The organism is Streptomyces sp. NPDC041135 (genome assembly GCF_055592085.1).
This window is the reverse complement of record NZ_JBVIYZ010000003.1, coordinates 80,447-102,490: the sequence shown is the minus strand read 5'-3', so window position 1 is coordinate 102,490 and position 22,044 is coordinate 80,447. Positions and strand designations below refer to the sequence as shown.

Sequence of the window (22,044 nt, the reverse complement as noted above, 5' to 3'; positions counted from 1 at the left end):
CAGCAAGATAGCGTGCGATGTCCTATTTTTCTGGTATCACCCGAACTGTACCTTTGTGGCGCCCTTCTGCGTCGTCGGCGTCACACCTCCGGGCGCAGCATCGGCGGGTTGAGCAACGTGGCGCCCCCGGCCCGGAAGAGCTGGGCCGGCCGCCCGCCCTGGCGGGTCGTCGTACCGCCCGTGGGAACGAGGAAACCGGGCGTTCCGGTCACCTTCCGGTGGAAGTTGCGCGGGTCGAGTGCCACGCCCCACACCGCCTCGTAGACCCGGCGCAGCTCGCCGACGGTGAACTCGGCCGGACAGAAGGCGGTGGCCAGGGAGGAGTACTCGATCTTGGAACGGGCCCGCTCCACCCCGTCGGCGAGGATCCGGGCATGGTCGAAGGCGAGCGGCGCCACGGGCTCTCCGTCGGCGCCCGCGCCACCCTGTTGGAGCAGTTCCTCGACGGGAGCCCAGCGCGCGTTGCTGGCGTCGCCGCCCGCGCGGGGTGCCGGCAGATCGGGAGCCAGAGCGAGATGGGCGACGCTGACCACGCGCATGCGCGGATCGCGCTCGGGGTCGCCGTAGGTGGCGAGCTGTTCGAGGTGGGCGCCGTTGTCCTGGGCCGGAGCCGAGGGGTCATGAGCACACAGCCCCGTCTCCTCGGCCAGCTCGCGCGCCGCGGCCTGTGTCAGATCCTCGTCGGCCCGTACGAAGCCACCCGGCAGCGCCCAGCGTCCCTGGAACGGCGGCTCGCCCCTGCGCACCGCCAGCGCGCACAGGGCGTGGCGGCGCACGGTCAGCACGACCAGGTCCACGGTGACGGCGAAGGGCGGGAAGGCTGACGGGTCGTAGGGCATGCGGCGATCATAGTCGTCTGCCTGACGATAAACACTCCCCTCACCGGTCGCAGCGACAGCTGATCCACTGCACCCGGACCGCGGTCCGGCGGTCGGCTCCCCTCCGTCCCGCCGGTCACGTCCGGCCAGGTCACAGTCCCAGCTGGAGGCCGTCCGCGGCCTCCTGGTCACGCATCCCCTCGTTGAAGCCGACCGAATGAGGGCCCGACGGTGCCGGCGCCGGGGTTCCGAGGCCTGGTCGCGGTCGTCGTGACCGGCACGCCTGGGGGCCGGCGGGGCACGGACGGGTCGTGGGGAGTGGGCGGCGTCCTGGTTCCCGCGTGCGGGCAAGGCCGCTGCCGTTCCCCCGGCCGTCGGCGCTCACGTCTCGTCCTCGCCGGCGACCCGGCCGGAGGCCGTGTCCTCGGCGGAGGCACCGCCGCTTCGGGGGTCGGCCGCATCCGCCGTCCGCGGACGGGAGCCGCCCGGTCCCGGGACTCCGGGGCGGGTACGGCCGGACGCCGATGGACGCGGGCGGGAATCGGCCGGTCGCCGACTGCGGTCCGCGCGCGCCGGCCGGGGGTTTCCCGGCTGTCCGTGCCCCGGTCGGGGGTGGCGGCGCCGACGAGCGCGCCAGCCGGGGTTGTGTTCCCGCTCGGACTCTGCGGGCGCACCAGCCACTTCTCCGGCCACTGAGGCCGTCTCCTCCACCGATGCGGTTTCCCGGGCCGCGGCCGCTTGCCCGTGCGGTGCCGCTTGCGCAGCGAGTCCTGTCCCTTCTTCCGGTACCGCTTCCGCGGTGAGCGCCGCTTCCCCGTCCGCTACCGCTACCCGGACGGTGGCCGCCCCACCTTCCCGCACCGCTTCCGCAGCGGGATCCGCTTCTCCACCCGGAGCCCCTTCTCCGCGTCCCTGTCCCGGAGCCCCTTCTCCATCCCGTGCCGTTGTCCTGTCCGGTGCCGTGCCCCCGTCCGGTGCCGGTTCCCGCTCCGCCGTCCGCGCCTGCGCGGGTCCCGGTCGCTCCGCGCGGAGGCAGCGGCGAATCGCCTCCGGGTCAAGGCCCTCGTTGCACGCTTGATGCAACAGGCGGGCGAAGAGGTAGTCGGGGTCGGCGGCCAGGGCCATCGCCAGGGCCTCCCGGGCCTCCAGTTCGTCGTCGATCGACCAGGCCACCCAGCCGGCCAGTGTGAGCGGTGCGGCGGCATGCTCGCCGTACGGGCCCACGCAGCGACGGGCCAGGGCGCGCCACAGCCGCAGAGCGGGACCGGCTTCCTCGCCCTCCATCCAGGCGGCCGCACGGTCCCGGGTCGTACGGTCCTGCAGGCCGAGGATCAGCGTGGCCGCCTCCTCATGTGCGAGCAGTTCGTCGTCGCGCAGGTCCGCGCGGAGGGCGCCGGTCAGGGGCGGGGCGGCGGCGAACCGGCGCATGACCCGCTCGGCGAGGTCGAGGGTCTCCGCGGCGACGCCAGCTCGGCTCGCGTCGTCCAGGATCCGGGGCACCAGGTTCATGCCGGCCGTGTCCAGGGCGACCTCCTGCTCCAGGGCGGCACCGGTCTCCCACGGCAGCAGCCTCGTCCGCAGCTCACGCAGTGTCCCGCGCACCTGGATCCCGGCGTAGGTCGCGGCGGCGGCCAGCACGGACGTGCCGGGCAGGCCCATCGGCGACCCGTCGGCGGGGCAGCAGCCGTCGGTCGGGCAGCAGTAGGACCAGTAACGCCCGTCGGAGATGCAGAGTGCCTCGATCACCGGCACGTCGAGCTGGCCGCACTGGGTGCGCAGCAGCTGGGCGAGCGGCCGCAGCCGGCGCATGACGTCCCGGCCGGTCTCGCCGGCCTCCGGTTCCTGGCAGACGTAGGCGACCATCCGCTCGGGCCGGGTGCCCCTGCGTTCACCGCCCGCGACCAGGCCCTGTGCCAGCTGCCGGGCCGCGGCCTCCCAGTCGTCCGCATTGGCCGGGATACCGAGCCTGGCCCGCCCGCCGAACCGTCCTCGGCCGTCCCGGTCGTGGAGTCCGACCAGGACGATGCTGTCCTCCGGCCGGTATCCCAGCAGGTAGGGCAGGGCGTCGGCCAGTTCCGCGGGGGTTCGCAGGGTGACCTGGGCGTCGGGCCCGATCTGCCCTCCCGGTGACTTGATGCCCTCGATGTCCCTGTTTTCGAAGGGTCCGGTGGTTTCGCTGTGATTCGTCATGCGCCGACGATCTCGCGGATCGCAAAATTCCGCTTGGACCTGTGGATAAGTCGAATCAGGGACACGACAAGGGCACTCCGCGTGTCCACAGCCCCGCACGATTGTCAGCGCCGTCCTGTTGTATGGGAGGCATGGAGCACACGAACAACGCGGATCTGCGGACCCAGGCCGACGCCGTCCTGGCCCGTCTCGTCGGTGACGCCTCGGGCACCGCCCGGCTGCGCGAGGACCAGTGGCGGGCGATCGAGGCCCTGGTCGCCGACCGGCGCCGGGCCCTGGTCGTGCAGCGCACGGGCTGGGGCAAGTCCGCCGTGTACTTCGTCGCCACCTCGCTGCTGCGGGCAGCGGGCAGCGGTCCGACCGTCATCGTCTCCCCACTCCTCGCGCTCATGCGAAACCAGGTGGACGCCGCGGCCCGCGCCGGCATCAGCGCCCGGACGATCAACTCCTCGAACACGGAGGACTGGGACACCATCCAGGCCGAGATCGCGGCGGGTGAGGTCGACGTCCTGCTCGTCAGTCCCGAACGTCTCAACAACCCCGACTTCCGCGACCAGGTGCTGCCCAAGCTGGCCGCGGCCACCGGTCTGCTGGTCGTCGACGAGGCCCACTGCATCTCCGACTGGGGGCACGACTTCCGGCCCGACTACCGGCGGCTGCGCACCATGCTCGCGGACCTGCCGCCGGGCGTACCCGTGCTGGCCACCACCGCCACGGCCAACGCACGCGTCACCGCGGACGTCGCGGAGCAGCTCGGCACCGGTGGCGCGTCGGACGCCCTGGTGCTGCGCGGCCCACTGGACCGGGAGAGCCTGAGTCTGAACGTGCTGCGGCTGCCGGACGCCGCGCACCGCATGGCCTGGCTCGCCGAGCACCTCGACGACCTGCCGGGCTCCGGGATCGTCTACACGCTCACCGTGGCCGCCGCCGAGGAGGTCACCGCCTTCCTGCGGCAGCGCGGGCACACCGTGGCGTCGTACACGGGCAAGACCGAGAACGCCGACCGGCAGCAGGCCGAGGACGACCTGCTGGGCAACCGGGTCAAGGCGCTCATCGCCACCTCCGCGCTCGGCATGGGCTTCGACAAGCCGGATCTGGGATTCGTCGTCCACCTCGGGTCGCCCTCGTCCCCCATCGCCTACTACCAGCAGGTCGGCCGGGCCGGCCGCGGCGTCGACCACGCCGAGGTGCTCCTGCTCCCGGGCAAGGAGGACGAGGCGATCTGGGAGTACTTCGCCTCGCTCGCCTTCCCCTCCGAGGAACTGGTGCGCCGCACGCTGGACGTCCTGGCCCGGGCGGAGGGCCCCCTCTCCCTGCCCGCGCTGGAACCGCTGGTGGAGCTTCGCCGTTCACGGCTGGAGACCATGCTGAAGGTCCTCGACGTGGACGGGGCGGTCAAGCGCGTCAAGGGGGGCTGGATCGCCACGGGGCAGCCCTGGGAGTACGACACCGAGCGGTACGCCTGGGTGGCCCGACAGCGGAAGGCCGAGCAGCAGGCGATGCGTGAGTACGCGGCCACCACCGAGTGCCGGATGGAGTTCCTGCAGCGCCAGCTGGACGACGAGGGCGCCAAGCCCTGCGGCCGCTGCGACACCTGTGCGGGGCCGCGCTTCACCGCCGACACCACCACCGCGGCCGTGGACGCGGCGCGGACCGACCTGGGCCGCGCGGGCGTGGAGGTGGAGCCGCGTCGCATGTGGCCGACCGGACTCCCGGCGATCGGCATCGACCTCAAGGGGCGCATCGCGGCCGGTGAACAGGCCTCCGCCGGACGGGCGCTGGGGCGTTTGTCGGACATCGGGTGGGGCAACCGGCTGCGGCCCCTGCTCGCTCCCCAGGCACCGGACGGGCCCGTGCCGGACGACGTGGCGCGGGCGGTGGTGGGCGTACTGGCCGACTGGGCGAAGGGACCCGGTGGGTGGGCTTCCGGTGGTGAGGGCGGGCAGTCCCGTCCGGTCGGCGTGGTCACCGTGGCGTCGCGAACGCGGCCGCAGCTGATCCACTCGCTCGGCGCGCGGATCGCCGAGGTGGGCCGGCTGCCCCTGCTGGGCTCCGTGGAGTACGCGGGGGACGCGCCACGCGTGTCCCGCAGCAACAGTGCCCAGCGCCTCAAGGCCCTCGACGGCGCCCTGACCGTACCGGCCGCGCTGACCGCCACGCTCGGCGAGGCCGCGGGTCCGGTGCTGCTCGTGGACGACTACACCGAGACCGGCTGGACGCTCGCGGTCGCCGCGCGCATGCTCCGCAGGGCCGGCGCGGGCGCGGTGCTGCCGCTGGTGCTCGCCGTCCAGGGCTGAGCGCCGCCGCCGATGGCCGCCGGACACTGAACACCGCTGCCGGCCGCCCCGTCGCCGCCAAGGGCGGTACGGAGGACGTCCGCGAGCCTTCCAGGGGTCAGGAGGCCGGCCTGTGGGTAGGGATATAAGCCACGCACCCACAGATAACAGCCGGTGGCCCCAATTGCTCGTTGCCGCATCCAAGTTCGGCAGGAAGAATTGAGGTCCGCTCCCCGCACGCCTCGTCCGTGATCCGGTTGGGCTTCTGCTGCGGTGCGCGCCCCCCGAATCCGACCCCGCCCGCAGTGTGGGCGCGTAGCCGAAGGGAGGAACGTGACCTTCGGATTCGCTCCGTCGTCGGCGGCATCGCTGTCGACCTCCGTGTCCACCGCGTCCGCCAGCCGTCTGCTCGAGCCCGCAGAGTGGGCCGCCGCCGGAATTCCGCTGCTGCGCAACCCGCGTGAGGTCGTCAGCGGGCTGCACGCCCGGCATCGGCCGCGGCCGGCGACCGCTGTCGTCGCCGTCCTCGATCCGGACGACCGGCTGCGGGCCAGCGCTTCGTTCACCCGCCGGCCGGCACCGGCCGACGGGTGGATGTTCCGCAACGCGCTGCTGGCACAGCTGCGCCGGGTCATCCCGCACGATCTGCGCCGCCGCACGCCCGTGCGCACCGCCGTGCTGCTCTACTGCCGTGAGGGCGAGGCGCGTTGGACGGAGGAGGACGGCGCCTGGATGTGGGGGCTCCGCGATGCCTGCACCCTGCACGGGTTGCGCTGCGGTGCGTACATCACGCTGACCCGTGACGGCTGGCAGGTGCTCGGCGAAGGCCGCGGTGGGCGCCGCCCCAGCGCCGACTCGGCGCCGGAGCCTTTCGCCACCTCGGAGGTTCCACCCCTGATACCCCGCACCGGCGGCCCGGTGTCGGACGTCCTGCGCCGCGCGGCGGCCCGCTGAACACCGGCCGGCCGGGGTGACGCGGGTACCGCGTACGGGAAGCCTCGCCGCGCGAGCCGTCCGCGCCGGACGCGCCACGCGGTGACGCGGGCAGGGGTGGCGGAGGGTCGAACGCCACGGAAGGCCGGTACAGCCCAGCACCGCCGGAACGGGGGCCTCCCCCGCCCGGGTTCACCGCTCGCCGTCCTGAACGTGCCGCTGGTGGACGCCTCGTACCCGTGTGCGTGACGACGTACCGCGCCTGGGGACGCGTCACGCCGGGGCAGGGTTTCCGGGGCGCATGCGCACGCCCGCTGCTCGGCACCGACCGCCCGGCGGCGGGCGCCTGTCGGGCGACCGGATCGATCCGCAGGGAGCGGTGCGGTGAACGGCCCGGGGCCCCTGTCTCCGCGCGTACGTCGCGTCACGGCGGGATCTCGCGAGCCCGTGCGCCGCGAACTTCCCTGTGCCCCGGGCTCCCTCCGTCCGGCGAGCGGCCGCCCCGCCGTCGGGAACGGCCACCGTCGGTCGTCAGGGCACGCCGAAGGGCGCGCTGTGCACCCGACTCGCGCCCACGGTTGTCTCGGTCACCTCCGCCGCCCGCGAGGGCGCCGGAGGTGGCTCAGACGCCCGCGCCCAGCACCGAGTTGATCTGCTGCGGGTCACCGCAGACGATCAGCAGGGCGCCGGCCCGCGAGAGGGCCAGCGGGAGCGCGGTCCCCGCGACGGAGGCCGCGCCGCCGTTGACGGCGACGACGACCACGGGGCGGGACGCGGCACGGGCGGCCACGGAGGCGTCCGCGTAGAACACGTCGTCACCCGCGTCGTGCTGCGCCCAGTAGGAGGCGTCACCGAACGACAACTCGTGCTCGGCCCACGGGTGCTGAGGTCCGGTGGTGATCACCAGCACGTCACCGGGAGCGCGACCGGCGTCCAGGAGCAGGTCGACTGCTTCCTCGGCGGCGTCGAGCGCACCCTCGGCCGAGGCCGGGATCAGCTGGATCTGGGGAGCCGTCGCCGGAGCGGCGGCAGTGGCCTGACCCGATGGGCCGGGCTTGGCCGGGGCCACGTCACGGGGCGTGCGCTGCACCGGCGCCGTCGGCCGCGGGGGGCCGGGGCGACCGGGACGCGACGGAGCCGCGGGACGGGGGCCGGGTACGGGGCGGGGGGTCGGCGCGGTGCGGCCACTGGCCGGAGTGACGCGGGGACCCTGGGCACTCTCGTGAATCTGAGGCTCCTCGGGAATGAGAGGCATGAGCGATATTTATCAAACGTTGGTGCGACTCGCGTGACCGGGTGGCACGTCAGTGCGAGCGGAACCGTCAGAAGTCGAAGCCGAGCTGACCCTCGATCTCCGGAACGCTTCCGTCCGCCCAGCCGCGGGCCTTCTTGAGGTGCCGCCACCGGGGCAGCGCATCAAGATACGCCCACGACAAGCGGTGGTACGGGGTGGGCCCCCGCTCCGCCAGTGCGGCCTTGTGCACGGGCGACGGATACCCGGCGTTGTCCGCAAATCCGAAGTCTGCATGGTCGGCACCCAGTTCGGCCATCATTTTGTCGCGCTGAACCTTCGCGATCACCGACGCCGCCGCGACGGCCACGCACGACTGATCACCCTTGATCACCGTGCGCACCTTCCAGGGGGCGCCGAGATAGTCGTGTTTCCCGTCGAGGATGACGGCCTCGGGTCGAACGGGCAGCGACTCCAGGGCACGGGATGCGGCGAGCCGCAGCGCGGCCGTCATCCCCAGGTCGTCGATCTCCTCGGGGGAAGCATGCCCCAGGGCGAAGGCCGTCACCCACGTGTGCAGGATCTCGGCCAGTTCAGTACGCCGCTTCAGGGTCAGCAGCTTGGAGTCCGTCAGGCCCTGGGGCGGTCGGCGCAGACCGGTGATCGCGGCGCAGACGGTGACGGGGCCGGCCCAGGCGCCGCGCCCCACCTCGTCGACACCGGCTATGACCCTGGCCCCGGTCGTGGCGCGCAAGGAGCGCTCGACGGTGTGAGTAGGTGGTTCGTACGGCATGGCGCCCTTAGCGTACGCCGCCGGGAAGGCCGGGCGACACCCCGGTTCCCCGGCCGGCGGCACGATCCTGTGCGCGCCTCGTCAGGCACCGCCGGGACGCAGCAGCGGAAGCATGAACTGGTCGATCATCTCGTCGAGATCCCTGTCGTTCCATTCGCTGGTGCACATCTTCGATCGGTACATCATCATCGCCGGGATGGCGTCGAGGACGTAGCCGTTGACCGCTTCGGGACGTGCCTCACCTCGCTCGATGGCTCGCGTGATGACCTCGCGCAGCAGCCTTATGGTCGGCTCGACAACTCCGTCGAAGATCACGTTGTGGAAGCGCTCGGCCTGCGTGGGATCGCATTCGTGAATCACCGCGCGCAGGGCGACGCCAGGGCGCGAGAACATGGCCTGCCGCGCCTGGCGGCACAGCATCAGCAGTTCCTCGCGGACGCTTCCGAGGTCGGGCGCCTGGGCCATCGTCGGCAGGCCGGCCTGCAGCGCGTCGGCCACGAGGTCCTCCTTGGACGGCCAGCGGCGGTAGACGGCGGCCTTGCCGGTCTGGGCGCCGGCGGCCACGCCCTCCATCGTGAGGCCCTTCCAGCCGACCGTGCTGAGCTGCTCCAGCGCCGCGTCCAGGATCGCGCGTTCGAGCACCGCACCACGTCGGCGGGGGGTGGCCGCCGGAGCGGGGGCGGCCGTGCGGTGTGAGGTCATCATTCGCAAAGTCTCCAGCGAGCAGGGGAGGTGGGGATTCCTCATAGCGGTCGCAGCGCGCGCCGACCAAGGGGGACGCGACACGCGTTGCGGGTTTCAGTGAACGCTTGCGTTCACTGTCGGGGACTCACTACCGTTGGCGCGACAGTGAACGCGAGCGTTCACTAACGTCTTCGTGGGGGAACATAGTGACAACCTCTCAACTGCTTCCGGACAACAAACCGGGTTCGGCCCGCAGGCAGGGCCACCCCGGGATCGCGCTCACCGTCATCGCCGCCTGTCAGCTCATGGTGGTACTCGACGCGACGATTGTGAACATCGCGCTCCCGCACATTCAAGAAGCGCTCGCGTTCAGCACAACGGACCTCACCTGGGTGGTCAGCGCGTACACGCTCACCTTCGGCGGGCTGCTGCTCCTCGGTGCGCGAGCCGGTGACATCCTCGGCCGACGCCGCGTGTTCATGACCGGCATCCTGCTGTTCACCTTCGCCTCGCTGCTCGGCGGCTTCGCCCAGGAACCCTGGCAACTGCTCGCCGCGCGGGCCCTGCAGGGCATGGGCGGGGCGATCGCGTCGCCGACCTCGCTGGCCCTGATCACCACCACCTTCCCCGAAGGTCCCGAGCGCAACAGGGCCTTCGGTGTCTTCGCCGCGGTGTCCGCCGGCGGCGGCGCGATCGGGCTGCTGGCCGGCGGCATGCTCACCGACTGGCTGGACTGGCGGTGGGTGTTCTTCGTGAACGTGCCCATCGGCGTGCTGATCGCGGTGCTCGCGCCGCTCTACATCAACGAGTCCGAGCGTCACCCGGGCAGGTTCGACATCGCCGGCGCGCTGACCTCGACGGTCGGCATGGCTTCCCTGGTGTACGGCTTCATCCGCGCTGCCGAGGAAGGCTGGCGCGACAGTCTGACGGTCGGCTCGTTCGCCGCGGCGGTGGTGCTGCTGGTGAGCTTCGTCTTCATCGAGACACGGGCGAAAGAACCGATCACCCCGCTGAAGATGTTCGCCGACCGCAACCGGTCCGGCACCTACGTGATCATGCTCTGCCTGGCCGCGGCGATGTTCGGGATGTTCTTCTACATCGTGCTGTTCGTCCAGAACGTGCTCGGCTACAGCGCGATCGAGGCGGGCCTCGCCTTCCTCCCGGTGACGGTCGCCATCGCCGTGGGCGCGGGTCTGTCGCAGCGCTTCCTGCCGGTGCTCGGCCCCAAGCCGTTCATGACGGCCGGGTCGGCGCTCGTGGTGGTCGGACTCGTCTGGCAGACCTTCATCACCCCGGACAGCTCCTATGTCGGCGGAGTGCTCGGCCCGATGGTGGTGTTCGGTTTCGGCATGGGGCTGAACTTCGTGACGGTGACCGTCACGGCGGTCTCCGGTGTCGCCCCGCACGAGGCCGGTGCGGCCTCCGGGCTGCTCAACGCGACCCAGCAGGTGGGTGGTTCGCTGGGCCTGTCCATCCTGACGACCGTCTTCGGCTCGGCCGCGAAGGACGAGGCGAAGAAGCAGCTTCCGCGGTTCCTCGCGAACGGCACGCCGGAGCAGAAGGCGGAGTTCGCCAAGACCCGGCAGTTGCCCGCTCCCTGGGGACACGAAGTTCTGGCACACGGCATCTCCACTGCGTTCATCCCGGCTGCCGCCATGGCAGTGTGCGCCCTGCTCACCGCCTGGTGGGTGATCAAGGTCCGCAAGAGCGACCTCGAAGCCCTCGCCGGTACGGCCGCCCCGGGGCTCGGCTGACTCGTCCCGCGCCGGGCGGGAGCGGACGGCCGGACCGTTTCCTGGGAACAGGTGGCAGGAGCGCGGGTCCGGTCGCCACAGGTCCCGTCGGGGGCCGTGCGGCCTCCGGCAAGGCCGCCAGGCCCGCGCCGTGTCCCACCCGAAGACGCTCGGGCGGGACACGGCGCGGATACCCGGACAACGGCCACTCCTCACGCAGAGTTCCCGACGGGCGCAGAAAAACTACGGACAGTTTCCGTACGTCGAGGTTGCCGATGGAGGACCGGAGGACCGGCAGGAACGTCGTCAGGCGCCGCCCGGGAGCCAGTCGGGCAGCGTCTCGGTCCGCCGCAGCCACTCGGCGGGCGGGGTGCCGCCCTTGGCCGAGGCGAGTACGCCACCGACGATGGCACACGTGGTGTCCACGTCCCCGCCCACCTGGGCGGTCGTCCAGAAGGCGGTCTCGTAGTCGCCGAGAGCGCGCGCGGCCGACCAGAGCGCGAAGGGAACCGTGTCGTGGGCGGACGTACGGCGTCCGCAGCCCAGCACGGCGGCGACGGTGCCCGCGTCCGCGTAGTCGAGCATGTCCCGGGCGCGCCGCAGGCCGGCGCCGACCGCGCTCTTCGGCACCAGGGCCACCACGCCGTCCAGCAGCGCCTCCGGACCGGGCGGGCCGTCCGGTGAGGCGGCCAGGGCGGCTGCCGCGGCGACGGCCATGGCGCCGACCACGGCCTCACGGTGCTGATGAGTGGGGTAGGCCGAGATCTCAGCCTGGTGGGTGGCCTGCTCCGGGTCGTCCGCGTACCAGGCGCCCAGCGGCGCGATCCGCATGGCCGCCCCGTTGCCCCAGGACCCCTGCCCCTTGAACAGCGCGGAAGCCAGCTCCCGCCAGTCCTCGCCCTCCCGCACCAGCCGCAGCAGCCGGTTGACCGCGGGGCCGTAACCGCGGTCGAAGTCGTGGTGCTCGGCGAAGGAACGGGCCAGCGCGTCCTGGTCGATGCGGTGGTGGGCGGCCAGCACGGCGACGACCGAGCAGGCCATCTCCGTGTCGTCCGTCCACTGCCAGGGACCGGCCGGAATCTCGCGCCGCTTCAGCAGCGGGTAGTTCACCGGGACGAAGAACTGTGAGCCCAGCGCGTCCCCCACGGACAGGCCGCGCAGGCTGGCCAGCGCGCGGTCGAAGCGCTCGGCGGGAGAGGAGTCAGCGGTCATCGCCCTGTCACTTTATCCGTTCATCCAGTACCGCTCCGGGTCCCGCCAGCGTGCGAAGGGCCGGTCGAGTGTGTATCTGCCGTTGTCCCCGAGAACGAGCATCCGCATCTCCGCGTTCCCGGGATTCGACAGGGACTCGAATTCCGCGACCGTCCAGTGGAACCAGCGCATGCAGAACAGCCTCATCGCCAGCCCGTGCGTGACGAGGAGCACGTTGGGCGGATGGTCCGGGGCCTCGAAACTGCGGAACAGGCTCTCCAGGAAGCCGCCGACCCGGTCGTAGACGTCGGCGCCGGACTCCCCCTGGGGAAACCGGAAGAAGAAGTGCCCGTAGGCGTCCCGGTAGGCCTTCTGCAGGCGTACGTCGTCGCGGTCCTGCCAGTTGCCCCAGTCCTGCTCGCGCAGCCGGGGCTCCTCGCGTATCCGTATGAGGTCGGGATCGAGGTGGAAGGCGCGCAGCGTCTCGTGCGTGCGCCGGTACGGGGAGACGTACACGCTCACGCGCTCCCGCCCGAAGACCTCGCGGAGCGTCTTGCCGGTCTCCTCGGCCTGCCGCCGGCCGCGCTCGGTCAGTGCCAGCGCGTGGTCCGGCTGCCGCTCGTACACGGAGTCGTCGATGTTGCCCGTGGACTCGCCGTGCCGGACAAGGACGATGCGCCGTGGTCGTGCCATGTCAGAACCCTAGATCGAGCGACGGGCGGCCGAGCACCCGTACGGCCTCCATACGGCGTAGGTCACACGAATCACACGAATTCCGCACCCGGGTGGACCGAAGACGCCGATCTCCGCGTTGGACATTCAAACTATCCAGGAGGGTTCCAGCTCCACGATGTCCCCCGAGAGCGCCGCGATGTCGGCCTCGGTCTGCGCCCGCAGCGCCAGGCGCTCCACCCGCTCGGTGCGGTACTTCCCGTGCTCCGCGGCCGACCGCCACATCGACAGCACCAGGAACTCGTGTTCGGCCGCCTCGCCGAACATGCCGCGGATCATGCCGGGCGAGCCCGCCATCGCGGGGTTCCAGACCTTCTCCTGCATCAGGGTGAAGTGCTCGACGCGCTCCTCGTGGACCCGGCAGAGGGCCACCCGGACGAGGTCACTGTCCGTGAAGCGCGGCTCGAATCCGGTCTTCACGTCGAACCGGTACTCGAACAGCTTGGCCTGGGCGTCCTTGAAGGTGCCCGACTGGGCGGCCGCCAGGCGGTCGTGCGAGCGGGCCATGAAGGAGTCGTAGAAGGCGCGGCTCTCCCAGAAGGCGAAGATGTGCGCGACACCCGGGCGCTGCCGGCTCCAGCCTCCGCCCTGCCCCCGGAAACCCGGCTCCCCCAGAAGCCCCGCCCATTTCCGCTGCCCGCGTTCGAAACCGCGGCGGTCCACCACGGTGCAGCGAATCCACTTGACCAGCACCGCGCCATCGTAAGGCCATGGGGCGTGGCGGCGGTCACGCTCCGGTGAAGATCGCCCGCGCACGCGCGCGCATGGCACGATGGACAAGCAGCCCTTGCTCGCCGGAAGTTGGGGCTCATGCACCGCTAGGGGGAGGGGACGCCTGGTGAACGGCTTCAGCAAGGGGATCCGCAAGGCCGAGGTCTCGGTGAAGTGGGACCCCAGTCCGGCTGGGCAGCCGCCCACCGACCTGGACGTGATCGCCGCGACGTACGAGACGGGCGATCCCTACGGAACGCCCGCCTACCTGGTGCACTTCGACAGCCGTTCACCGGACGGCACGATCTTCCTCAACCGGGACAGCACGGACGGCAAGGGCTTCGGCTGGGACGAAGTCATGATCCTGGAGCTCGAGCGGCTCGCCGACCGCTACGCACGCGTGGTGGTCGGTGTCGTCATCCAGCAGCAGCCCGCGGAGCGCACGTTCGTGAACGTCCTGAACCCGGCCGTCCGGGTGCGGGAGGGCTACACCGTGCTGGCGGAGGACGACTTCGGCTCCGTCCTGGGGGCCACGGCGGCCACGGTCGCGGAGTTCGCGCGCGACGACGCCGGCGGCTGGAACTTCCATCCCGGCATCCACGGCTTCGAGGACGACCCCGCGGCCTTCACCCGGGTCATGGGCCGCTCCCGCCGGGCCTGACGGCCGGCCGCTGACGGGCCCGGTGACCGCCCGCCCGGCGCGACGTCCCGTCCGCACGCCGTCGGCGCATCCTCAGCCGGCGGTCCAGCCCGGGACCGTCGGCATCACCTGTTCGGCGACGCGCAGGAGCGCCGTGTCGTCGGGCAGTACGTCGTCCTGGCGCCAGATGGAGATCTCGAAGCAGGCCCCGCGGTCCTTGGGGTCCGCGGCGACCAGGACCGTACGGGCGACGCCGCCGGGGCCGGTGCCGACCTTGCCGTCGTGGAGGGTGAAGCCGATGGTCCGGTCCGAGTAGAGGACCGCCGGGTGCCCGGCGACCGTCTTCGGCTGCGCCTCCCGCACGAAGTGGGTCATCTCGGCCACCGACAGGTCCTCGGAGGCGGCGAGCTTCACGGAGTACGTCGCCAGCGTGACCTGGGCCTCCGGGCTCGAGATCTTGGTGCCGCCGGCGAGCGTGATCGCGCTCTCGTTGCCGTCGGCGGTCTGCGCGATCTCCTGCGGCGTGCCCAGCAGCGCCGGCAGATCACTGCGGTTGAGCACGGTGCACAGCCGCGCCCCGGAGACGCGCTTCGCGGGCGCAGCGGTGTGATCGCTGGAGCACACCGCCGGCTCGTCGGTCCGGTTGGCCTGATCCGCGAAGTGCGACTGCGCCCACAGGACGCCGGCCACCCCGGCGAACACGAGCACCGCCGCGGCCGCCTGCGCGCCCGCGTTGATGCTCTTCTCGGTCTCGACGGTTCCCTCGGTCATGTCCCCCACCCCCGGTGTGCGCGCCGGTGCGCGCGCTGCGGGAGCCTAACCGGTGATCGTTTCGACGGAAAAGCTGTTGAAGGACAGGAGAGACGGGGAAACGCCGGGGGCGGCGGGTCCGGATGTCCGGCCCCGCCGCCCCCCGCGGCTGTCTCTCATGCCCAGCGGGCGTACGTGATCAGCTGCAGCCGCTGGTCGAGCCGCAGCCCTCGCAGATGTAGCAGGAACCGGCCCGCTGCATCTTCGTACCGCAGGAGAAGCACAGCGGGGCGTCGGCCTGGATGCCCAGCTGCATCTCCACCAGCTCGGCACTGGTGTGCGCCTGCTTCGGGGCGGGCTCGGCCGCCTCGATCGCGGCCTTCGGGGTGGCGACGGCCTTCAGGTCGGTCTGGCGCGGCGCCGACTGGGCCAGTCCCTCGACGTCGACCTCGTCGTCGGTGGGCTCGTAGGAGCCCGTCTCCAGGTGGCGCTGGCGCTCATCGGCGGAGTGGATGCCGAGCGCCGAACGCGTCTCGAAGGGCAGGAAGTCCAGCGCCAGGCGGCGGAAGATGTAGTCGACGATCGACTGCGCCATCCGCACGTCCGGGTCGTCGGTCATACCGGCCGGCTCGAAGCGCATGTTCGTGAACTTGGAGACGTACGTCTCCAGCGGCACGCCGTACTGCAGGCCCACCGAGACCGCGATGGAGAAGGCGTCCATCATGCCCGCGAGGGTCGAGCCCTGCTTGGACATCTTGAGGAAGACCTCGCCGAGACCGTCGTCCGGGTAGGAGTTGGCGGTCATGTAGCCCTCGGCGCCACCGACCGTGAAGGACGTGGTGATACCGGGACGGCCCTTGGGCAGGCGCTTGCGGACCGGACGGTACTCGACGACCTTCTCGACCTTGGCCGGGACTTCCTTGGCCTTCGCCTCGGGCTTCTTGCCGTCGTCCTTCGTCTTGGCGGACAGCGGCTGGCCGACCTTGCAGTTGTCGCGGTAGATCGCGAGCGCCTTGATGCCCATCTTCCAGGCCTCGAAGTAGATCTCCTCGACCTCCTCGACGGTCGCCGACTCCGGCATGTTGACCGTCTTGGACAGGGCGCCGGAGATCCACGGCTGGATCGCGGCCATCATGCGGACGTGGCCCATCGGGGAGATGGCGCGCTCGCCCATGGCGCAGTCGAACACCTCGTAGTGCTCGGGCTTGAGGCTCGGGGCGTCGATCACATTGCCGTGCTCGGCGATGTGGGCGACGATCGCCTCGATCTGCTCCTCCTGGTAACCCAGGCGGCGCAGGGCCTGCGGGACGGTGCCGTTGACGATCTGCATCGAGCCGCCGCCGACCAGCTTCTTGAACTTGACCAGGGCGAGGTCGGGCTCGAGGCCGGTGGTGTCGCAGGACATCGCCAGGCCGATGGTGCCGGTGGGAGCGATGACGGACGCCTGGGCGTTACGGAAACCGTTCTCCTCGCCGAGGCGCACGACGTCCTGCCAGGACTCCGTGGCGGCGGCCCAGATCGGCGTGTCCAGGTCGTCCACCCGGACGGCCGTGGTGTTGGCGTCGGCGTGCTGCTTCATGACGCGCTTGTGGGCGTCGGCGTTGCGGGCGTAGCCGTCGTACGGACCGACGACCGCGGCCAGCTCGGCGGAGCGCCGGTACGCGGTGCCGGTCATCAGGGAGGTCACGGCACCGGCGAGGGCGCGGCCGCCGTCGGAGTCGTAGGCGTGGCCGGTCGCCATCAGCAGGGCGCCGAGGTTGGCGTAGCCGATGCCGAGCTGACGGAAGGCGCGGGTGTTCTCGCCGATCTTCTGGGTCGGGAAGTCAGCGAAGCAGATGGAGATGTCCATCGCGGTGATGACCAGCTCGACGACCTTGGCGAAGCGCTCGACCTCGAAGGACTGGGTGCCCTTGCCGTCGTCCTTGAGGAACTTCATCAGGTTCAGCGAGGCGAGGTTGCAGGACGTGTTGTCCAGGTGCATGTACTCGCTGCACGGGTTCGAGCCGTTGATGCGGCCGGACTCCGGGCACGTGTGCCAGTGGTTGATCGTGTCGTCGTACTGGATGCCCGGGTCGGCGCAGGCCCAGGCGGCCTCGGCCATCTTGCGGAACAGGGACTTGGCGTCGACCTGCTCGATGACCTCGCCGGTCATCCGCGCGCGCAGACCGAACTTCCCGCCCTGCTCGACCGCCTTCATGAACTCGTCGTTCACGCGGACCGAGTTGTTGGCGTTCTGGTACTGGACGGAGGTGATGTCATCGCCGCCCAGGTCCATGTCGAAGCCCGCGTCGCGCAGGGCGCGGATCTTCTCCTCCTCCTTCACCTTGGTCTCGATGAAGTCCTCGATGTCGGGGTGGTCGACGTCGAGGATGACCATCTTGGCCGCGCGGCGGGTGGCACCGCCGGACTTGATGGTGCCCGCGGAGGCGTCGGCACCCCGCATGAAGGAGACGGGGCCGGAGGCGTTGCCGCCGGAGGACAGCAGTTCCTTGGAGGACCGGATGCGGGAGAGGTTCAGGCCGGCGCCGGAGCCGCCCTTGAAGATCATGCCCTCTTCCTTGTACCAGTCGAGGATCGACTCCATGGAGTCGTCGACGGACAGGATGAAGCAGGCGGACACCTGCTGCGGCTGCGGGGTTCCGACGTTGAACCAGACGGGGCTGTTGAAGCTGAAGATCTGGTGCAGGAGGGCGTACGCCAGCTCGTGCTCGAAGATCTCGGCGTCGGCGGGCGAAGCGAAGTACCGGTAGTCCTCGCCGGCCTTGCGGTACGTCTTCACGATGCGGTCGATCAGCTGCCTGAGGCTGGTCTCGCGCTGCGGAGTGCCGACGGCACCCCGGAAGTACTTGCTGGTGACGATGTTGACCGCGTTCACCGACCAGAAGCCGGGGAACTCGACGCCACGCTGCTCGAAGTTGACCGAGCCGTCGCGCCAGTTGGTCATGACGACGTCACGGCGCTCCCAGCTCACCTCGTCGTACGGGTGCACGCCGGGGGTGGTGTGGATGCGCTCGATGCGCAGTCCCTTGGTCGCCTTGGCACCCTTCGCCCGGGAACCCCGTGCCGGACCGCTCGCCGTCTCTGTCATGCCGCCTCCCTGTACCGGGCAAAAACGCCCTGAAGTGCCCCGATTGTTCCCGTGGCACGGTGTTCTGTATGTGTTGCGGGCGTCTTCACGCTGCCGCCCGCAACAGGTCTCGGTCGCCGCCTACTCGCCGGAACCGGGGACTCCGCCCGGTTTCGGCCTGCCGTCAGTCGGCGGCCTGGGCGGGCACGGGAACCGGAGTGGTCCCACCATGCCCGCGGTCGTCCTGCCGGCTTCCCGCTGCCGCGGTCCCGCGGTCGCCGTCGTCCGCGGCGGGGCAGCGCGTCGCCTCCCTCAGCTCCGCGATGGCGGTCTCGAAGTCCTCCAGCGAGTCGAAGGCCCGGTAGACCGAGGCGAACCGCAGATAGGCGACGAGGTCCAGCTCCTGCAGCGGGCCCAGTATGGCCAGGCCCACGTCATGGGTGGTCAGCTCGGCGCTTCCGGTGGCCCGCACCGCCTCCTCGACCCGCTGGCCGAGCTGGGCGAGCGCGTCCTCGGTGACCGGCCGCCCCTGGCACGCCTTGCGCACACCGTTGATGACCTTGGTGCGGCTGAAGGGCTCGGTGACCCCGGACCGCTTCACCACCATCAGCGAGCACGTCTCCACGGTCGTGAAACGACGGGAGCAGTCGGGACACTGGCGGCGCCTGCGGATCGCCGTGCCGTCGTCGGTCGTACGACTGTCGACGACGCGGCTGTCGGGGTGCCTGCAGAAGGGGCAGTGCATGATCTCCAACCCTCCTCACAGCAGACTCAAGAGCCCCGGGAACCTCAGGGGCCCCTCGAAGCAGCCCCCAGCATAGGCGATGACGGAGCCGCCGCCGACCCGGGTCACCACAACTTGTGGGCCGCTGTGACGATCCAACCACTACATGTGGGACTTGGGAGATACATCTGCGCTACGCGCGTGTCACTGTGGGACAGACCCGCAGGCAGGGCCGTACGGCAGCGCGCGACACACCTGGGCGCGCACGGGCGTGTCGCCGAAGCGATTACGGGGATACCGTGAGCGCCGCACGCAGGGCGCGCGGGGCTCCGGTGCGGAAAGGGGCCCGCATCCAGGACGGCGGGGTTCCGGATGGCAGACTGAGCAACCCCGAAGGCCGCCACCGCGCTTTCCCGGCGGTGAACAGTACAGCAAAGTCCAGCAATGGGCTTTTTGTCCGCAGGTGCAGCGTCAGCTATACACCCAGACACATGATCACGACAGGTTAAGCACGTTTTTTCACTCGAACGTGTGTTTGGCGCAACCTTTCGAAAGCTACTACCGTTGTCCAGCAGGGAGACCATCGAGAGGGGCCGACGTGACCACCACCGCTGACAGTGCCACCATCACTGCCCAGGACCGCTCCCAGGGCCGAGTCGAGCCGGTACATGCGATGAACGAAGCCATGAATCCCGAGGGGCACAAGCGCTCCCTGCCGGGCCGACCTCCGGGCATCCGCGCGGACAGTTCAGGACTCACCGACCGGCAGCGCCGGGTGATCGAGGTCATCCGGGACTCGGTGCAGCGGCGCGGCTACCCGCCGTCGATGCGGGAGATCGGCCAGGCCGTCGGCCTTTCCAGCACCTCCTCGGTCGCCCACCAGCTGATGGCACTGGAGCGCAAGGGCTTCCTGCGGCGCGACCCGCACCGCCCGCGCGCCTACGAGGTACGCGGCTCGGACCAGGCCGTGACGGTGCAGCCCACGGACACCGCGGGCAAGCCCGCCGCGTCGTACGTCCCGCTGGTCGGCCGCATCGCCGCCGGTGGGCCGATCCTGGCCGAGGAGTCCGTGGAGGACGTCTTCCCGCTCCCCCGGCAGCTGGTCGGCGACGGCGAGCTGTTCGTCCTCAAGGTCGTCGGTGACTCCATGATCGAGGCCGCGATCTGCGACGGCGACTGGGTCACCGTCCGCCGCCAGCCGGTCGCCGAGAACGGCGACATCGTCGCCGCCATGCTCGACGGCGAAGCCACGGTCAAGCGCTTCAAGCGCGAGGACGGCCACGTCTGGCTCCTCCCGCACAACTCCGCCTACGAGCCGATCCCCGGTGACGACGCCACCATCCTGGGCAAGGTGGTCGCGGTGCTGCGGCGCGTGTGACGGCCGCGGCGGACGGGCCGGACGGTCTGTCTCCCTGACCGGGCCCCGGAACCACTGCGCCGGTTCCGGGGTCCCGTGCTGTCCGCGCCCGCGCAGCCCCGGGTGCGGCACGGCCGGCGCCGAGTCCGCGCTCAGGCCTCCTCGGTCTGCTTCGCCATCGCGTCGATCGCCGCGAGCGACTTGCGGACCTGGTTGCGGTCGGTGGTGTACCAGAAGTCGGGCAGTGACGTCTTGAGGTAACCGCCGTACCGAGCGGTGGCCAGCCGCTGGTCCAGTACGGCCACCACGCCCCGGTCACCCGAGGCGCGGACGAGACGGCCGGCGCCCTGCGCCATCAGCAGGGCCGCGTGCGTCGCGGCCACCGCCATGAAGCCGTTGCCGCCGGCGTCCTCCACCGCCTTCTGCCGGGCGCTCATGAGCGGGTCGTCGGGGCGCGGGAACGGGATCTTGTCCATGACGACCAGCTGGCAGCTGGGACCGGGCACGTCGACGCCCTGCCACAGGGACAGCGTGCCGAAGAGACAGGTCCTGGGATCGGCCGCGAAGTTCTTGATCAGCTCACCCAGGGTCTCCTCACCCTGGAGCAGGATGGGGTACTCCGGGATGCGGGAGCGCAGCTCCTCCGCGGCGAGCTGGGCGCCGCGCATCGAGGAGAACAGGCCCAGCGTGCGGCCGCCGGCGGCCTGGATCAGCTCGGTCAGCTCGTCGAGCATGTCGGCCCGGTCACCGTCCCGGGCGGGGCGTGACAGGTGCCGTGCGACGTAGAGGATGCCCTGCTTGCGGTAGTCGAAGGGCGAGCCGACGTCGATGCCCTTCCACTTCGGGAGGTCGTCGCCCTCCGCGCCTTCGGGAGCCAGTCCCAGGGAGGCGCCGACGCCGTTGAAGTCCCCGCCCAGTTTCAGCGTCGCGGACGTCAGGACGACCGAGCGGTCCGTGAAGAGCTTCTCCCTGAGGAGGCCCGACACGGACATGGGGGCCACGCGGAGCGAGGCGCCGAAGCGGTCGTGCCGTTCGTACCAGACGACGTCCCACTCGGAGCCGTTCACGATGCGCTCGGCCACGTCGTGCACGGTCTCCACGGAGGCCAGGGCCTGCTTGCGGACCGCGTCCTCGTCCTGGACCGACTTGTCGCGGGTGGCGCCGATCCCGGAGATGACCGTGCGGGCGGCGTCCCGCAGCGCCATCAGGGCGTACCCGAGATCTTCCGGGACCTCTTCCAGGCGGCCCGGCAGGGCCAGCTCCATCAGCCGCTCGAAGCCCTCGGCAGCGGTCTGGAGCTGGTCGGCGGCCTTCTCGTTCACCAGTTTCGCGGCGCGGCGCACCGCGCGGTTGACCTGGCCGGGCGTGAGTTCGCCGGTGGCGACCCCGGTGACGCGGGAGACGAGTTCGTGGGCCTCGTCCACGATCAGCACCTCGTGCTGCGGGAGCACCGGAGCGCCCTCGATGGCGTCGATGGCGAGCAGGGCGTGGTTGGTGACGACGACCTCGGCGAGCTTGGCGCGCTCACGGGCCATCTCCGCGAAGCACTCGGCTCCGTACGCGCACTTCGACGCGCCCAGGCACTCCCGGGAGGACACCGACACCTGGCCCCAGGCCCGGTCGGAGACTCCGGGAGTGAGGTCGTCCCGGTCACCGGTCTCGGTGTCGTCCGCCCAGTCGCGCAGCCGCAGCAGGTCCTGACCCAGTTTGCTGGTGGGCGCGGCGGCCTCGAACTGGTCGAAGAGGCCCTCTTCCTCGTCCTGCGGTACGCCCTCGTGGAGACGGTGCAGACACAGGTAGTTCGACCTGCCCTTGAGCATGGCGAAGTCCGGGCGGCGGCGCAGCAGCGGGTGCAGGGCGTCGACGGTGCGCGGCAGGTCGCGCTCCACGAGCTGGCGCTGCAGGGCCAGGGTGGCCGTCGCGACCACCACACGCTCTCCATGGGCCAGCGCGGGCACGAGGTAGCCCAGCGACTTTCCGGTGCCGGTGCCGGCCTGGACCAGCAGGTGGGAACCGTCGTCGATCGCCTGGGCGACCGACTCGGCCATGGTGACCTGGCCGGGGCGCTCCGTGCCGCCGACGGCTGCGACGGCGGCATGCAGGAGTTCGGGGAGTGAGGGCTTCGTCATAGCGCGACCACCCTACGGCCCGGCACTGACAAACGGGTGAGCAAGGCGGTGGCGGGAGGTGGGCTCACGGCCGGGGACTCCAGGG

General features: G+C 71.1%; 17 protein-coding genes. 5 read left to right on the top strand and 12 right to left on the bottom strand.

Features of this window, described 5'->3' with window-relative positions; all coding sequences use genetic code 11:
- Positions 1 to 80: 80 nt before the first annotated feature.
- Positions 81 to 839, bottom strand: coding sequence for an NUDIX hydrolase (locus tag ACZ6CZ_RS08770; protein ID WP_469016788.1), 759 nt, complete (start codon positions 837 to 839; stop codon positions 81 to 83).
- A gap of 360 nt (positions 840 to 1,199) precedes the next feature.
- A complete protein-coding gene (locus ACZ6CZ_RS08765) occupies positions 1,200 to 3,008 on the bottom strand; it encodes a DUF4192 domain-containing protein (RefSeq protein WP_469016785.1) in 1,809 nt (602 codons plus the stop codon).
- 131 nt (positions 3,009 to 3,139) lie between these two features.
- Between ACZ6CZ_RS08765 and ACZ6CZ_RS08760 the strand changes: the two genes are divergently transcribed.
- On the top strand, positions 3,140 to 5,305 hold the full coding sequence (locus ACZ6CZ_RS08760; protein WP_469016782.1) for a RecQ family ATP-dependent DNA helicase: 2,166 nt from the start codon (positions 3,140 to 3,142) through the stop codon (positions 5,303 to 5,305).
- A gap of 312 nt (positions 5,306 to 5,617) precedes the next feature.
- Positions 5,618 to 6,238, top strand: a complete 621-nt coding sequence (locus ACZ6CZ_RS08755; protein WP_469016780.1) for a hypothetical protein — start codon at positions 5,618 to 5,620, stop codon at positions 6,236 to 6,238.
- Positions 6,239 to 6,839: 601 nt separating this feature from the next.
- On the opposite strand, the gene ACZ6CZ_RS08750 is transcribed toward ACZ6CZ_RS08755, so the two are convergent.
- The 3 genes from ACZ6CZ_RS08750 to ACZ6CZ_RS08740 all read right to left on the bottom strand — a co-directional run bounded on the left by ACZ6CZ_RS08750 (position 6,840) and on the right by ACZ6CZ_RS08740 (position 8,946).
- Positions 6,840 to 7,472, bottom strand: coding sequence for a hypothetical protein (locus ACZ6CZ_RS08750; protein WP_469016778.1), 633 nt, complete (start codon positions 7,470 to 7,472; stop codon positions 6,840 to 6,842).
- A 67-nt stretch (positions 7,473 to 7,539) separates the two neighbouring features.
- Positions 7,540 to 8,241, bottom strand: a complete 702-nt coding sequence (locus ACZ6CZ_RS08745) for a ribonuclease HII (RefSeq protein WP_469016776.1) — start codon at positions 8,239 to 8,241, stop codon at positions 7,540 to 7,542.
- Between the two features lie 81 nt (positions 8,242 to 8,322).
- Complete coding sequence (locus ACZ6CZ_RS08740) at positions 8,323 to 8,946, bottom strand: TetR/AcrR family transcriptional regulator (protein WP_469016773.1); 624 nt, start codon at positions 8,944 to 8,946, stop codon at positions 8,323 to 8,325.
- Between the two features lie 185 nt (positions 8,947 to 9,131).
- Here ACZ6CZ_RS08740 and ACZ6CZ_RS08735 point away from each other — a divergent pair, with 185 nt between their 5' ends.
- Positions 9,132 to 10,679, top strand: a complete 1,548-nt coding sequence (locus tag ACZ6CZ_RS08735; RefSeq protein WP_469016772.1) for an MFS transporter — start codon at positions 9,132 to 9,134, stop codon at positions 10,677 to 10,679.
- A 285-nt stretch (positions 10,680 to 10,964) separates the two neighbouring features.
- Here the strand turns inward: ACZ6CZ_RS08735 and ACZ6CZ_RS08730 are convergent, their stop codons facing one another.
- From ACZ6CZ_RS08730 to ACZ6CZ_RS08720, 3 genes are all read right to left on the bottom strand, one after another.
- Positions 10,965 to 11,870: an ADP-ribosylglycohydrolase family protein gene (locus tag ACZ6CZ_RS08730; protein ID WP_469016769.1), complete on the bottom strand. Its 906-nt coding sequence runs from the start codon at positions 11,868 to 11,870 to the stop codon at positions 10,965 to 10,967.
- Between the two features lie 12 nt (positions 11,871 to 11,882).
- The gene (locus tag ACZ6CZ_RS08725) at positions 11,883 to 12,542 is read right to left on the bottom strand and encodes a histidine phosphatase family protein (protein WP_469016767.1); all 660 of its coding nucleotides are present in this window, start codon (positions 12,540 to 12,542) and stop codon (positions 11,883 to 11,885) included.
- A 126-nt stretch (positions 12,543 to 12,668) separates the two neighbouring features.
- On the bottom strand, positions 12,669 to 13,274 hold the full coding sequence (locus tag ACZ6CZ_RS08720; protein WP_469016764.1) for a YdbC family protein: 606 nt from the start codon (positions 13,272 to 13,274) through the stop codon (positions 12,669 to 12,671).
- A gap of 145 nt (positions 13,275 to 13,419) precedes the next feature.
- Between ACZ6CZ_RS08720 and ACZ6CZ_RS08715 the strand changes: the two genes are divergently transcribed.
- Positions 13,420 to 13,953, top strand: a complete 534-nt coding sequence (locus tag ACZ6CZ_RS08715) for a TerD family protein (protein WP_469016761.1) — start codon at positions 13,420 to 13,422, stop codon at positions 13,951 to 13,953.
- A gap of 72 nt (positions 13,954 to 14,025) precedes the next feature.
- Here the strand turns inward: ACZ6CZ_RS08715 and ACZ6CZ_RS08710 are convergent, their stop codons facing one another.
- The 3 genes from ACZ6CZ_RS08710 to nrdR form a co-directional block, all read right to left on the bottom strand.
- Positions 14,026 to 14,703, bottom strand: coding sequence for a DUF6215 domain-containing protein (locus ACZ6CZ_RS08710; RefSeq protein ID WP_469016758.1), 678 nt, complete (start codon positions 14,701 to 14,703; stop codon positions 14,026 to 14,028).
- Between the two features lie 178 nt (positions 14,704 to 14,881).
- Positions 14,882 to 17,770 carry a vitamin B12-dependent ribonucleotide reductase gene (locus ACZ6CZ_RS08705; protein ID WP_469016755.1) on the bottom strand — a complete coding sequence of 963 codons (2,889 nt, stop codon included), beginning with the start codon at positions 17,768 to 17,770 and terminating at the stop codon, positions 14,882 to 14,884.
- Between the two features lie 163 nt (positions 17,771 to 17,933).
- The gene (gene nrdR / locus ACZ6CZ_RS08700; protein WP_469016753.1) at positions 17,934 to 18,494 is read right to left on the bottom strand and encodes a transcriptional regulator NrdR; all 561 of its coding nucleotides are present in this window, start codon (positions 18,492 to 18,494) and stop codon (positions 17,934 to 17,936) included.
- 577 nt (positions 18,495 to 19,071) lie between these two features.
- Between nrdR and lexA the strand changes: the two genes are divergently transcribed.
- Positions 19,072 to 19,851: a transcriptional repressor LexA gene (gene lexA / locus ACZ6CZ_RS08695; protein ID WP_469016750.1), complete on the top strand. Its 780-nt coding sequence runs from the start codon at positions 19,072 to 19,074 to the stop codon at positions 19,849 to 19,851.
- A 131-nt stretch (positions 19,852 to 19,982) separates the two neighbouring features.
- On the opposite strand, the gene ACZ6CZ_RS08690 is transcribed toward lexA, so the two are convergent.
- Positions 19,983 to 21,959: an ATP-dependent DNA helicase gene (locus ACZ6CZ_RS08690; protein ID WP_469016747.1), complete on the bottom strand. Its 1,977-nt coding sequence runs from the start codon at positions 21,957 to 21,959 to the stop codon at positions 19,983 to 19,985.
- Positions 21,960 to 22,044 lie beyond the last annotated feature (85 nt).